Genomic DNA, 12,890 nt, shown 5'->3' with positions numbered 1-12,890 from the left:
GTTGATCTTGAGGCCCTTGAGCGCCTCGTTGCGGCCGTAGGCCTCGCCCGCCTCGACGATGGTGCGGGCCAGCGCGCCCGCGGTGGCGGTGTCCAACCGGGTCCGGCGGCGCGCAGGTGGGTGGCGTACTCGTGCCGCTCCGGGTGGCTGCCGCCGGTCGGGCCGGTGGGGCCGGTGGGACCTGTTGGGCCGGTGAGGCGTGTGGGGCCGGTGGGGGCGGTCAGGCGGGTGCCGGCTCCAGGGCTCTTTCGTGCTCGTGCCGCAGGATGCCGCTGGCCAGCAGGTACTGGGCCAGAACGTACGTCGCCATGATCCAGAACTGATGCCCCGGCAGTTCCCGCCACTTCGCCAGCTTGGTCGCGATCAGCGTGTCGGAGAGCAGGAACAGTGCCCCGCCCAGCCCGGTCCGCCAGCCCAGCCCCGCCGAGGTGACGGCCGTCGAGGCCAGCAGCAGGCTGTAGCCGGCCACCGGGGCCTTCAGGTCGCCGAGGTCCGGCCAGAGCTGCCCGATCATGCCGACCCAGGCCGTCGCGTACGCGGCCGCCACCACCAGCGCCCGCCTGCGGTCCGTCAGCGCCCCGCGCTGGACGAACATCGTCACGTAGCAGACGTGCGCGGCCGCGAACGAACCCATGCCGGCCAGGAACGCCGGGTCGTTCTTCAGCTGGAGCAGGACGTCCCCGCCCGCGCTCAGCAGCAGCGCCGGCGCCAGCAGCTGCGGCGCCTCCCGCTCCGCCGCGGACGCCGAGGCGAGGCTGTGCGCCGCCAGCAGCGGCATCAGGGCCGGCTTGGTGGCGTTCTGGAGGACGGGCCTGCCGGACAGGATCGCGCCCAGGTGCGCCGCCGAGGTGGCCGCGAAGCCGCCGAGCAGACCGCCGGCCGAGCGCAGCCGCCCGCCGAGGACGGCGCGGGTGGTCGTCGCCGGACTCATGCGCGCCTCCTGATGACTCGCTCGCTTCGCTCGCTCATGCTGCTGCTGACCTCCGGGGTCGGGCGGTGGGGGAGCGCGGACGGGTGGGGCCCGCGGTCGCACCCTAAGCGACCCTCACACGGCGGCGGAAGGGTGGGTTACCGGTGCGTAACCCCGGGGGCGGGCGGCGGGTGACGGCGTGGCGGAGCGGGTGCGGCCGCCAGGGCCGCCGTGGTGGTCGTCGCGGTGGTTGTCACGGTGGTCGTCGCGACCGCGGTCGGTGGTCGTCGCGGTGGGGGCGCGGGAGGGCGCGGGAGGGCGCCGGGGGCGTAGCGGAGGGCGGGTGGTCACTTCGTCAGGCGCCGGTTGCTGCCACCGGGTGACCCGGCCACCGTCTAGTCTGGTCCCCGACATGGAGCAGCACGAGTACGCGGTCGGCGCCACCCGGGTGGCCGCGGCCAGGCCGGACGGGCGCACGGGCGGGGCGGGGCGGGGGACCACCGACGCCGCCGTCGCCGTACGCGAATGCGCGTCCGACGTCGCGGCCGCGTCCGTGCCCGGGTCCGTTCCCGCGTCCGTGTCAGGAGCCGAGGTTCCGCCCGTGGCCGCGGCCCTGCCCGCGGCCCCGCCCGCGGCCCGTTCTGACGGCCCGCAGGAGGGCCCCGCCGGCGCCCGGCTCACCCCCGACCCCGGCCTGCTGCGCCTCGCCCACTGGTTCGCCGCCGCCCATCCCGCCAACGCCGACGACCTCTGGGCCGCCGCCTTCGGCCTCTACCCGGCCCGTCACTTCGGCGCCCCCGCCGACGCCCCCGCGGACGCCGACACCAGCTGGTGGCACGGCCCCACCGCGCACGTCACCGCGACCCCGCGCTCCCGCGAGGCCCGCATCGCCGCCACCGGTGGCCTGCGCCGCGCCCGTCGGGACGCCGCCGCCCTGCCCGTCGTCCGGTCAGGCGCCAAACCGGGCGGGCCCGGCCGCCACCGCAAGCCCGAGCGCACCCGGGCACTGCCCGGCTCGCAGGATCGTTCCGGCCAGGGGCTCCCCGCCGAGGCTGCCGCTGAGGGCGCGGACGCGAGCGCCGCCCGGGCCGCCGCCGAACGCCGCATCGCGGCCCGGCTGCTGCTCGCCCACCCGCTCGTCACCGCCTCCGGCCCGCACGCCGACGGCTTCCCGCTGATCCGCCGTCACCGCGACTGGCTCACCGAACGCTTCGACACCCTGCTCGGTTACCCCCTCGTCGTCGGCCCCTGGCACGCCCGGCTCCGCAAGGCCGGCCCCGGCGCCGGCGCCACCCGTGGCCTCCACCACCCCGCCACCGGCGCCCCGTTCACCCCGGCCGGCTACGCCCAGCTCGCGCTCACGCTGGCCCTGCTCGTCGACGCACCCGAGCAACTCCCGTACGGGCGGCTGCTCGACGCGATGCGCGCCGCCGCCCCCGGCCTCGCCGCCGAGCCGGCCGACCTCGCCGCGGCCCTCGCCGTGCTCGCCGACTGGCAGGTCCTCGGTGACCTGCCCGCCGACCCGGCCGCCGCCCTGTCCGATCCGGCCGCCCGCACCGTGGTCCTGACCGTGGACCGGGCGCTCGCCCGCGCCGTCCCGGACGGTCTGCCGGCCCTCGCCGACGACGCCGTCGACGCTTCCCACCTCGTCCTCCGTGCCGCCGCCGCCGAACCCGCCACCGCCGTCCGCCGCCTCCTCGCCGAGACCCCGGCCGTCCTCGCCGCCGACCTGACGGAGGAGCGCCGCGTCTGGCTCCAGGAGCACCGGCTGAGCGGGCCGGCCGCGCTCGCCGAGTTCCTCGGCCTGGAGACCGAACTGCGGGCCGAGGGCGTCGCGCTGCTCGACCCGGCCGGCGAACTCACCGACCTCGCCCTCCCCGGCGCCGGGACCCCCGCCCAGGCCGCCCTGCTGCTGGTCGAGCGCCTGGTCGAGGAGGTCCGCCCGCTGCCCGGCGAGCCCACCGCCGGGTACGTCCCGATCCCCGACGCGCTGATAGACGGCGTCCTCGGCGACATCGCCGACGAGTACGGCCTGCCCGCCGGCTGGCGCCGCGACTACCTCGCCGACCGCACCGCCCTGCGCCGCGACACCCTCGACCTGCTCCACCGCCTCGGCCTGATCGCCCCCACCTCCTGCGGCACCTTCTCCCAGCGCTGGTTCCTCCGCCCACCCGCCGCCCGCTACGCCCCCGCCGCCGACCTCCACCCCGCCGCCGGCACCGGCCGCCACTCCCGCCCCTCGGGGGAGGAGCCGGAGTAGCGGCGGGCCCGAGCGGGGTGGCGGGGAAGGTGGCTCGTGGCGCCGCGCCCCGGACCTGCCCTCGGCTGCCCGCTGTGCCCCCGCCGCCGACTTCCAGCGGCCGGGGAAACAGTGAACCCCGTGCGCTCGGGCCGGGGGCCGGGTGGGCGCGGGGCGGTGGGTGTGGGGGCTCTGGCGGGAGCGGGGTGGGGCGGCGTGCGAATGCGTCACTTCCTCGCCGTGGCGGCGGTGACGGTGGCGTGCTGGACGGTTTCGACGGTGGCGCCGACGCCGAGGGTGCCGAGGGCGATGGAGGCGAGGACGGCGGCGCCGGCGAGGAGGCGGCGGTGGCGTTGGGGGAGCGGGAAGCGCGGTTCCTGGTAGGGCGCCGATGGTTGGGCGTTCATGACAGTGAGGGTTCCAGGGCGGTGTGAACGGTCGGTACGCGCGGGTGAAGTCCGGACGGGGGTTGGGCGTCGGTTGGCCGCGTACGCCCCACCCTGGTCGCAGGTGGGGCGTACGCGCTGGTCAGCGGGGTGGTGTGGGTTCGGCGAGGGCTTCGCCGACGGCGACCCGGACGGCGTCGCGCAGGCCGTGGGTCGGGTGGAGGCGGGTGGGGGGCGGCGGCCGGGTCCTGGCGCAGCTCGTTGACCAGTGAGACGCAGAGCAGCCGCATCACGACCACGAAGGGCAGCGCGACCAGGATCGTCGCGTTCCGCAGGGCGGTGAGCCCGCCGGCCAGCAGCAGGGCGGCGGCGACCCCGCCCATCAGGACGCCCCAGACGACCACCAGCCAGGTGTGCGGGTGGTGCGAGCCGCGGCTGGAGAGCGAGCCGAGCACCAGGGAGGCGGAGTCGGCGCTGGTGATGAAGAAGGTCATCACCGTCCCGTGTGTCCGCCGGACCCATCCCCCGCGTCCGCCGGACCGCCTACGCTGAGACGAAGGGGTGCCGTCCATGGCCACCGAGACGCTCGTCGAGGAGGTGCCGAAGCCCGTGCCCGGGATCGTCAAACCCTTGCCCGCGCAATGGTTCACACCGCGCGGGACCAATGCCGAGATGCGCTGGGACGCGCTGCGCGAGGCGGACGGCGGGGCTGCCGTCGGCCGGCACGTACCGGTGGAACGGTTCTTCGTCCGCAACCACACCAGCACCCCGCTGATCGACCCCGACTCCTGGCGGCTGACGCTGTTCGGTACCGGCCTGCGCGGCGCCCCGACGGCGGCGCGGCCGGTCGGGTTCTCCCTCGACGACCTCCGGGCGCTGCCGTCCACCCGGATCAGCGCGCTGATCGAGTGCGCCGGCAACGGCCGCAGCTACTACCGCAGCCAGCAGGGGCAGTCCGTCCCCGGGACGCCGTGGACGCTGGGCGGCATCGGGTCGGCGAGCTGGCGGGGCGTCCGGCTGGCCGAGGTGCTGCGGGCGGCCGGGCTGACGGCGCGGGCGGTGGACGTGCTGCCGGCCGGCCTGGATCCGGACTACGTCGTCGACGGTGTCGACTACGGCCCGGTGCGCCGCCCGCTGCCGGTCGGGAAGGCGCTGGACGACGTGCTGCTCGCGTACGAGATGAACGGTGCGCCGCTGACGCCCGACCACGGTGCGCCGGTACGGCTGGTGGTGCCCGGGTGGGTGGGCGTCGCCTCGATCAAGTGGGTCGGCCCGGTCGAGGTGGCCGACCACCCGCTCCACTCGCCGTGGGACACCGACTTCTACCGGATGTTCGGCCCCGACCACCCGCCCGGCGGCGGTGCGCCGCTCAGCACGCAGGTGGTGAAGAGCGCCTTCGAACTGGCCGCGGGCGCGGTGCTGGAGGCGGGCCGGAGCCACCGGCTGCACGGGCGCTCGTGGTCCGGCGCGGGCCCGGTGGCCCGGGTCGAGGTGAGCACCGACGGCGGGCGGACCTGGCGCCCGGCCGAGTTGCGGGACGAGCCCCGCGCGCACGACTGGACGCGCTGGAGCGCCGACTGGCGCCCGGAGCGGCCCGGTCGGTACGAGCTGCGCGCCCGGGCGACGGACCGGCCGGGCCGCACCCAGCCGGAGCGGGCGGTGTTCAACCGGGAGGGCTACCTGTTCGGCGCGGTGGTGGCCCACCCGGTGACGGTGGCGTAGCGGGACCGACGGCCCGTCACGCCTGGTGGGCGGCCTGGGCGGCCTGGGCGGCCTGGGCGGCCTGGGCGGGCTGCACGGGTGGGGCAGGTGGGGCGGGCTGGACCTCGTACGGGGCCGGGTACGGCGTCTCGTACGGGTTCAGCACCAGCCGCACCACGTCCTCCAGCCGCCGCCGGGCGTCCCCGAGGGTGGTGCGCCCGGTGACCCAGGCGGTCAGTTCCCCCTGCCAGGCGTGCACGACGATGTGCCGCACCAGGTCGCTGGCGGCGGCCGGCACCTCGGCGGTGACCGCCTGGAGGGCGGTGCTGTCCGCCCGGGCCATGCCTTGCAGCGCCTCGCTGGCGAACGGATCGGTGGAGGCCGCGACGGCCACCCGTAGCCGGGCCAGTTCGGGCTGCCGCTGGTAGGCCCGCATGCCGCCGCGGACGAACCGGACCGCCCGGTCGGTGGCCCCCAGCCCGGCCCGCGGGCCGCGCAGCTCCGCCACCAGGTCGGCCAGCAGCAGCCGGTGCCATTCGGCGATCGCCGCCGCCAACAGGTGGTCCTTGGAGGAGAAGTAGCGGTACGCCGTCCCCAGGGCGACTCCGGACCGCTCGCAGACCTGCTTCATCTGCAGCCGCTCGACGCCGATCTCGTTCACCAGGGCGAGCGCGGCCGCGATCAGGTTTTCGCGGCGTTCGAGCTGACGCGGAGACATCGCCTCCACCGGCCGTGGTGACAGGTCAACCTTGGTCACCCGCACCATGATACGGGCCGGGACCGCTCAGGAGTATGACGCCGACCGGCCCCCTTCCGTTCGCCGGGCGGTCACCACGTCGTCCGGGCGTCGTCCGGCGAGCGGAACCGGTCGTGGACGGCCGGTGGAACGGGCGGCGGAACGCTGGCAGGCGGCCGGCGGAACGGCCGGCTCCGGTCAGCGCAGGTCGCGCAGCAGCGCCTCCTGGACGGCGGAGGCGACCAGCCGCCCCTCGCGGTCGTAGAACTCGCCGTGCGACAGCCCCCGGCCGTCCGAGGAGGACGGGCTGCGCTGGGCGAACAGCAGCCACTCGTCCGCCCGGAACGGGCGGTGGAACCACATCGCGTGGTCGAGCGAGGCGATCTGCAGCTTGGGCGCCACGGTGCGCTGGAAGAAGTTCGGTTGCAGGTGCAGCCCGGAGGTCGAGGCCAGCGTGAGGTCGGACAGGTAGGTGAGGGCGCAGACATGCAGCAGCGGGTTGCCCGGCGGCAGCGGGGAGGCGATCCGCAGCCAGACGTACTGCTGGGTCATCCCGGGGACGGCCGGCGGCAGGCCCGGCGCGTCGGCCGGGACGAAGCGCAGCTCCAGGTCGCGGAAGCCGCCGGTGCTGAGGACCGCCGCGCGCAGCGCCGGGTCCCAGCGGGAGAAGGCGTCCGGCAGGGTCTCCGGGCCGGGCAGCGGGGGCATCTCGCGGTGCCGGTCGGCGGCGCGTTCGGGGCGCTTGAAGGAGGCGGCGAGGGTGAAGATCGAGCTCCCGTCCTGCACCGCGGTCACCCGGCGGGTGGTGTAGGAGGAGCCCTCGCGGATCCGCTCGACCTCGTAGTGGATCGGTTCGGCGGGATTGCCGGGGATCAGGAAGTAGCCGTGCAGCGAGTGCACCGCGCGCTCCTCGCGGCAGGTGCGCCCGGCGGCGACGAGCGCCTGCGCGGCGACGTGGCCGCCGAAGGCGCGCATCGGGGCCCCGGCGTGGCAGTAGCCCCGGAACGTGTTCTCATCCAGGCGCTCGATCTCCAGCAGCTCGGCGAACGAGCCGGCCGGGCGGTCGGCCCGGATTTCCTCTGCGGTCAGGTCGGTCACAGGCTCATAGTGGCAGAAGCCAACCGTGCTGCGGTGTGACCTGGGTAACGTCGACGGGGTCCGGTGGCCCGGGAAAATCGCTAGAACCTGTTCCAGTCCGAGGTCGGCCGGACGGATTGTCAGTGCCCTCACCTAGCGTGTTCGACATGACGCAATCCGCACACGCGTACGCCTATCTGCGCCCGTCCGCCGTCCTCGACGGTGCCGACGGCCGGCACCTCGACCTGGCCACCTCCGGCGGCGCCACCCCGCTCGGGGCGGTGGCCAACCCGCGCTTCTTCGCGGGCTTCCTGGCCGATCCGGCGCCGGCCGCCGCCGCGCTGCTGGCCGTCGCCGACGTCGCCGCCGCCCGCTACTACCAGCCGCAGCTGCGCGCCTCGCTCGACCCGGTGGTCACCGCCAACGGGGACCGGCTGCGCTTCGAGTCCTTCTCCGGCTGCTGCGGCGTCTACGCCCGGCTCGACGTGCTCCGGGCCGGGCTCGACGGCGACGAGATCGGCCACGGCACCACCAACGTGGACGTCAACAACCCGCTGCGGGAGGCGCTCAGCCGGATCGGCCCGGCCGACCCGCTGCACCTCGCCGTCGGGCCGGACGCGCTGGAGGTCACCAGTCTCGACGGGCCGCTGGTCGAGAAGAAGGTCCCGCTGCCGGAGCGCTGGCTGCGCGGCTTCGCCGAGACGCAGGTCGTCGCGGCCGGCTTCGACCTGCGGGCCGAGCTGCCCGCCGCCGAGGCCGTCCGCTTCCTGCGCTCGCTGCCGCGCGGCGGCGGCCGCAGCAGCATCGGCTGGGTCGTCCCGGCCGGGCGCACGCTGCGGCCCACCACCCGGCCGGTGCCCGGCGCGGTCTGCCTGCCCGGCCCCGAGCGGCTGGTCGCGCTGCAACGGGTGCTGCGGCACGCGCTGGCGCTGCGGGTGTACGGGCCGCCGGCGGGCGCCGGCCCGGTCGCCTCGGCCTGGGAGGTGGTGCTGCCCGGCATGCGGCTCACCCTGACCCTCTCGCCCGACGCCTCGCGCGGCTTCTCCGGCGAGGGCGGCGTGCTGGGCGCCCTCGCCACCGGCACCGTCGAGCAGGACGCCGAGCTGGTCGCGGTGCTGCTGGCCTGGGAGCCGCGGATCGAGGTCGGCGACCTCGCCGAGCAGTCCGGGCTGAGCCCCGAGCGGGTCCGGGCCGCGCTCACCCGCCTCGGCACCGCCGGACAGATCGGCTACGACACCGCCGAGGCCGCCTACTTCCACCGCCAACTCCCGTACGACGCCGGGCGGGCCGAGACGGCCAACCCCCGGCTGCGGGCCGCCCGGGCCCTGGTCGCGGCGGGTGCGGTCCGGCTGGAGGAGGGTGGCGCGACGGCCGTGGTCACGGTGGACGACCACATCCAGCGGGTGCGCACCGACGGGGCGGGGCGGGTGAGCTGCACCTGCCTCTGGTGGGCCAAGTACCGTGGCGGGCGCGGGCCGTGCAAGCACGCGCTGGCGGTCGGGATGGTGCGCGAGGGCGCGCAGGGGGCGGCGAAGGGGCTGGAAGCGTGAGCACGGCGCGGATCCGGGAGGCGCGCGGCGCGCTCGCGCGGGCGGTGTCGGCGGTGCTGGCGCGCAGGACGGCGGAGGACACGGTGGTGGTGGGAGACGCGGGGGGCGTGGCCGTGGCGGAGCAGGTGACGGATCCGGCGGTCGACGCGCTGCTGACGGCCGTCCGGAGCGGGAACACGCCGCAGATACCGGCGCTGCTCGCCGAGCTCGACCCGGCGCGGCGGCGGGCCTGCCTGCCCGCGCTGAAGGCGCTGCGTACGGAGCTGCGCGACAACTGGTCGACGGCGGCGCAGAAGCGGATGGGCGCGCTGCTGGTCGCCGGGGCCGGTTGCCACGCCGGCCCGGCCGGGGCCGCCGGCTGGATCGGCGGGCGGGACTTCGTCAACTACGACTGGTTCCGCCACCCCGCGCTGCGTCAGGTCGTGGACGCGCGGCCGCAGGAGTGGCGGATCGAGCTGGCGAACCGGCTCGCCGCCCGTCCGGCGCCGCGCTGGGGCTGGGCGGTCTACCCGCTGATCGACGGGATCGTCCGCGACACCGGCTCCCCGGCGCCGCAGAGCGAGCGGTTCCTCCGGGAGTGGGTGCGGACCTCGCGGGGCGACAGCGGCCCGCGCCGCACGCTCGTCGAGGTGTTGCGTGCCGACCGCCTCACCCCGGAGCTGCTACCCAGGGTGTTCGAACTCGCCGATGCCAGTGACGAGTTGTCCTGGCGGCTCAGCCCGCGGCCCGGCGACTCGTGGGTCGAGGCGATCGCCGGGCTCGCCGAGACGGGCGAGCTCGACCGGGCCGAACTGATCGACCGCTGCCTGGCCCGGCTCGTGCGTGGCGGCAAGCCGGCCGACCAGCGGTGCTTCCTGGAGGTGTTGCAGGCCCTCGCACCGACGCCCGAGGAGTACGCCGCCCGGGTGCGGGACGTGCTGGCGCTGCTGGACGCGCTGTCCACCGTGGCCGGGCACGCCCAGGTGGTGCTCGCCGGGCTGGACGAGGCCGGGCTGATCGAGCCCGAGGTGCTGACCGAGGCCTCCGCGGTGGTGCTGTTCCGGGCCGAGAAGAAGCTGGTCAGGGCCCAGTTGGGCTGGCTGGACAAGGCGGCCCGGCGCGACGCCGGGCGCAGCGGCCCGGTGGTGCTCGCCGCGGCCGAGGCCTTCGGGCAGCAGGACACCGGCGTCCAGGAGCGGGCGCTGAACGTGGTGGCCCGTCACCTGGCGGCTGCGGGGGAGGCGGTGCTGCCCGAGCTGCGGGCGGCCGCCGAGGCGCTCAACCCGCTCCACCACCCGCGTGCCGGCGAGCTGTTCGGCGCACCGGTCGGCGGCGACGACCCGGACACCGGGTGGAACGACCTGCTCCCGCCGGCGCCCGAACCGCGCCCGCTCGGCGCGCCGGTTGCCTCCGCGGCCGAGCTGGCCGAGGAGCTGTCCGCGCTGCTCGCCGACTACGAGCCGGAGGCGACGGCCTTCGAACGCGTCCTGGACGGCCTCGTCCGGCAGGCCCACCTGGACCGGGCGGCGCTCGTCGAGGCGCTGGAGCCGGTCCGGCGGGTCAACCCCTGGCAGGGCGTGATCCGCTGGCGCGACTGCGCCCCTGGGGACGTCCTGCTGGTGGTGGCCGCGGTGGCCGGTGAGCTGGCGCCGCACCAGCTCTGGGACGGCGTCGGCGGCAAGGGCCGCTCGCCGCTGCGCGGCCACCACAACACCCCCCAGGGCAACGTCCTCGCGGCCCGGCTGGAGGAGGCCGCCTGGCAGGTGATGACCACCCGCCCGCCGTACCTGCTGGCCACCCCGACGGACAGCACCGGCGCGGTCGCGGCCGAGGTGCTGGTCGAACGCCTCGCCGGGTACGAGGCGGCGGGCGTGACACCCGGCCGGGCCGACCTCAGCGCGGCCCTGCTGCGGGTGGGGCCCGTCGGTGTGGACGACGCTGCGGCGGGTGCCGGGACGCTGCGGGCGGCCGGGGCGCTGACCTCGCCGGCCGGGCGCTGGGCGGCCGACTGGCTGCGCAGCGGCGGCCTGCCCGCCCAGCCGTCCGAGCGGGTGCTGTTCGCGCCCGGCCGGGGCTCGACGCACGGCCGGCACTACGGCGAGCGCTGGTGGGAGGACCTGCGGCGGGTCCTGGTCGGGCAGCCCGGCGTCGGGCCCGGGCCCGAGGGGCCCGGCGGCGAGCGGCTGGCCCCCGAGTTCCTGGTGCTGCTGGAGGGCACCGTGCCGAGCGTCGCGCGCACCCACAGGGAGAGCGAGTGGCCCTGGTGGCCGACCACGCACTGGGCCGCGGTGCTGCCCTGGCACCGCGAGGAGCTGGCCGCCCGCTGGCTCGACTGGTTCGCCTCCGGCGCCGACCGGGACCAGACCGGCCCCGGCCGGATGCTGCCCGTCCTCGCCGAGGCCGGCGGCCCGGCCGGGCTCGCGCTGCACCTGGCGGTGGCGTACGGGCTGGGCGCGCGGCAGGCCGAGGACCGCACGGCGGCCGTCGACGCCCTGCTGGTGCTCGCCGCGCGCGGCGAGCTGGACGGCGCCCTGCTCGGCCGCGAGCTGGGTGCGCTGGTCGAGTGCGGGGCGATCAAGGCCACCCGGCTGGCGGCGGCGCTCACCCTGGCCGCCGGGACGGGCGCGTACGGCACGGTGTGGTCGGCGCTCGGGCCCGCGCTGCCGGCGCTGCTGGGCGCCGGGACACCCGGCCGCGGCCTCGGCGACCTGCTCGCCCTCGCCGCCGACTGCGCCCGGCGCACCCACGCCCGCGGCCCGGTGGCCGAGGTGACGGAGGTGGCGGCGCGGGGCGGCTCGGGCCGGGTGGTCAAGGAGGCCCGGGCGCTGCGGGACGTCCTGGCGGGCTGAGCGGGGGCGGGTCGAGGGCTGACAGGTGACAGATTTCAGCGAACAGAGTTTGAAATCTGTTCGCTGAAATCTGAAATCTGAAATCTGTTACTTGTTCGTGCCGCTCAGACCGTCACGCCGTCGTCCTCCGCCGAGGGCGACGCCGCCGCCGGAGCCTCGACCGCCGGCGGCGGCGTGGTCGACGGGGCGGGCTCGTGGACCAGCGGTCCGACGCCGGGCGGGCTGGCCGCGACCGCGCGCCACCACAGGCGCAGGGCGGGCGGGTCGACCGGCTCGAAGGGTTTGCCGGGGCGCGGCACCGCGAGCCGGGCGCCGAGCGCCTGCGCCGCGGTGATGACCCGCTCGGCGGGCTCCTCCCAGGGGTGCGGCGCGAGGTTGAAGGTGCACCAGTGGATCGGCAGCAGCAGTTCGCCGCCCAGGTCCAGATGGGCCCGGACGCCCTCCTCCGGGGTCATGTGCACCTCGGGCCAGAAGTCGCTGTACGCGCCGACCTGCATCATCGTGGCGTCGAACGGGCCGAGCCGGCGGCCGATCTCGGCGAAGCCGGGGAAGTACCCGGTGTCCCCGCTGTGGAAGATCCGCTGCCCGCCGCCGGCCACCACCCAGGACGCCCACAGGAACAGCGTGCTGGTGCGCGGCCCGCGGCTGCAGTAGTGGCGGGCCGGTGTGGCGGTCAGGGTGAGCCCGGCGACCTCGGCCGACTCCCACCAGTCCAGTTCGACGATCCGCCGGGCCGGCACCCCCCAGTGCTCCAGGTGCGCGCCGACCCCGAGCGGGACGGCGAACACGGCGCCGGTGCCGGTCAGGGCGCGGATGGTGTCCATGTCCAGGTGGTCGTAGTGGTCGTGGGAGACCACCACGACGTCCACCGGCCCGAGTTCGGACAGCGGCAGCGGCACCGGGTGCAGCCGCTTGGGGCCGGTCCAGGTGAACGGTGAGCAGCGTTCGCCCCATACCGGGTCGAGCAGGACCCGGCGCCCGCCGATCTCGGCGAGCACGGTGGCGTGGCCGAGCCAGGTGAGCCGCAGCCCGCTCTGCGGCGGGGTGGCCAGGTCGGCCGGCAGCAGCCGGTGGACGGGTACGGCGGCGGCCGGGACCCGGCGGGTCTTGTCGCCGCCGAGCTGGGCGCGGGTGATCTCCAGCGGGGTGCGTTCGTAGACCAGTCGGCGGGTGGGCACCGGGTTGCGGAAGGCGCCGTCGACGAACTGCGGGGAGCGGTGGATCCGGGCCAGCCGTTCGCCCCGGGGGTCGGCGCCGAAGGCGTCGGCGCGGACGCGGTGCCAGGCCGTGCGGGGCAGCTGCGCCAGGCCCGGTCCGGTGCGGGCGCCGGCCGGTCCGGTCGACGGGGGGGCCGGCGGCCGGGTGAACTGCGGGGTCAGACCGGCGAGGCGGGAGAACCAGGGGGCTGGGCGGGGCACGGCTCCTCCAAGGACGGTCACGGCTACCGGGCGTGCCGGGGCGCG

Annotated in this window: 9 protein-coding genes and 1 pseudogene; 4 read left to right on the top strand and 6 right to left on the bottom strand. The window is 76.6% G+C overall.

The features are described 5' to 3' along the window. Positions 1-220: 220 nt before the first annotated feature. Positions 221-931, bottom strand: coding sequence for a lysoplasmalogenase (locus ABTY15_RS06845; RefSeq protein WP_350577185.1), 711 nt, complete (start codon positions 929-931; stop codon positions 221-223). Positions 932-1,322: 391 nt separating this feature from the next. Here ABTY15_RS06845 and ABTY15_RS06840 point away from each other — a divergent pair, with 391 nt between their 5' ends. Further along, positions 1,323-3,170: a DUF2398 family protein gene (locus tag ABTY15_RS06840; protein ID WP_350577182.1), complete on the top strand. Its 1,848-nt coding sequence runs from the start codon at positions 1,323-1,325 to the stop codon at positions 3,168-3,170. Positions 3,171-3,376: 206 nt separating this feature from the next. Here ABTY15_RS06840 and ABTY15_RS06835 read toward each other — a convergent pair whose 3' ends face one another. Beyond that, the gene (locus ABTY15_RS06835) at positions 3,377-3,556 is read right to left on the bottom strand and encodes a hypothetical protein (RefSeq protein WP_350577176.1); all 180 of its coding nucleotides are present in this window, start codon (positions 3,554-3,556) and stop codon (positions 3,377-3,379) included. Positions 3,557-3,677: 121 nt separating this feature from the next. Next, a pseudogene (locus tag ABTY15_RS06830) lies at positions 3,678-4,032 on the bottom strand (BCCT family transporter); the annotation flags it as partial. A 73-nt stretch (positions 4,033-4,105) separates the two neighbouring features. Here ABTY15_RS06830 and ABTY15_RS06825 point away from each other — a divergent pair. Beyond that, on the top strand, positions 4,106-5,257 hold the full coding sequence (locus ABTY15_RS06825; protein WP_350577173.1) for a sulfite oxidase: 1,152 nt from the start codon (positions 4,106-4,108) through the stop codon (positions 5,255-5,257). 16 nt (positions 5,258-5,273) lie between these two features. On the opposite strand, the gene ABTY15_RS06820 is transcribed toward ABTY15_RS06825, so the two are convergent. Together ABTY15_RS06820 and ABTY15_RS06815 are read right to left on the bottom strand one after the other, a co-directional pair. Continuing rightward, on the bottom strand, positions 5,274-5,993 hold the full coding sequence (locus ABTY15_RS06820) for a TetR/AcrR family transcriptional regulator (RefSeq protein WP_350577171.1): 720 nt from the start codon (positions 5,991-5,993) through the stop codon (positions 5,274-5,276). A gap of 177 nt (positions 5,994-6,170) precedes the next feature. Beyond that, positions 6,171-7,070, bottom strand: coding sequence for an acyl-CoA thioesterase (locus tag ABTY15_RS06815; protein WP_350577168.1), 900 nt, complete (start codon positions 7,068-7,070; stop codon positions 6,171-6,173). Between the two features lie 146 nt (positions 7,071-7,216). On the opposite strand from ABTY15_RS06815, the gene ABTY15_RS06810 reads away from it, so the two are divergent. After that, positions 7,217-8,599, top strand: a complete 1,383-nt coding sequence (locus ABTY15_RS06810; RefSeq protein WP_350577166.1) for an SWIM zinc finger family protein — start codon at positions 7,217-7,219, stop codon at positions 8,597-8,599. Next, positions 8,596-11,427, top strand: coding sequence for a DUF7824 domain-containing protein (locus tag ABTY15_RS06805; RefSeq protein ID WP_350577163.1), 2,832 nt, complete (start codon positions 8,596-8,598; stop codon positions 11,425-11,427). The genes ABTY15_RS06810 and ABTY15_RS06805 overlap by 4 nt, the downstream gene beginning before the upstream one ends. Before the next feature lie 104 nt (positions 11,428-11,531). On the opposite strand, the gene ABTY15_RS06800 is transcribed toward ABTY15_RS06805, so the two are convergent. Further along, a complete protein-coding gene (locus tag ABTY15_RS06800; protein ID WP_502893434.1) occupies positions 11,532-12,845 on the bottom strand; it encodes an MBL fold metallo-hydrolase in 1,314 nt (437 codons plus the stop codon). Positions 12,846-12,890: the final 45 nt, after the last annotated feature.

This window comes from Kitasatospora sp. NPDC097643 (genome assembly GCF_040302625.1).
Taxonomy (GTDB): domain Bacteria; phylum Actinomycetota; class Actinomycetes; order Streptomycetales; family Streptomycetaceae; genus Kitasatospora.
This window is presented reverse-complemented; position numbering and strand designations above follow the sequence as displayed.

Excerpts from the sequence above, each read along its gene's own strand:
- ABTY15_RS06845 (WP_350577185.1), bottom strand. The coding sequence starts at position 931 with ATGAGTCCGGCGACGACCACCCGCGCCGTCCTCGGCGGGCGGCTGCGC.
- ABTY15_RS06840 (WP_350577182.1), top strand. The coding sequence starts at position 1,323 with ATGGAGCAGCACGAGTACGCGGTCGGCGCCACCCGGGTGGCCGCGGCC.
- ABTY15_RS06835 (WP_350577176.1), bottom strand. The coding sequence starts at position 3,556 with ATGAACGCCCAACCATCGGCGCCCTACCAGGAACCGCGCTTCCCGCTC.
- ABTY15_RS06825 (WP_350577173.1), top strand. The coding sequence starts at position 4,106 with ATGGCCACCGAGACGCTCGTCGAGGAGGTGCCGAAGCCCGTGCCCGGG.
- ABTY15_RS06810 (WP_350577166.1), top strand. The coding sequence starts at position 7,217 with ATGACGCAATCCGCACACGCGTACGCCTATCTGCGCCCGTCCGCCGTC.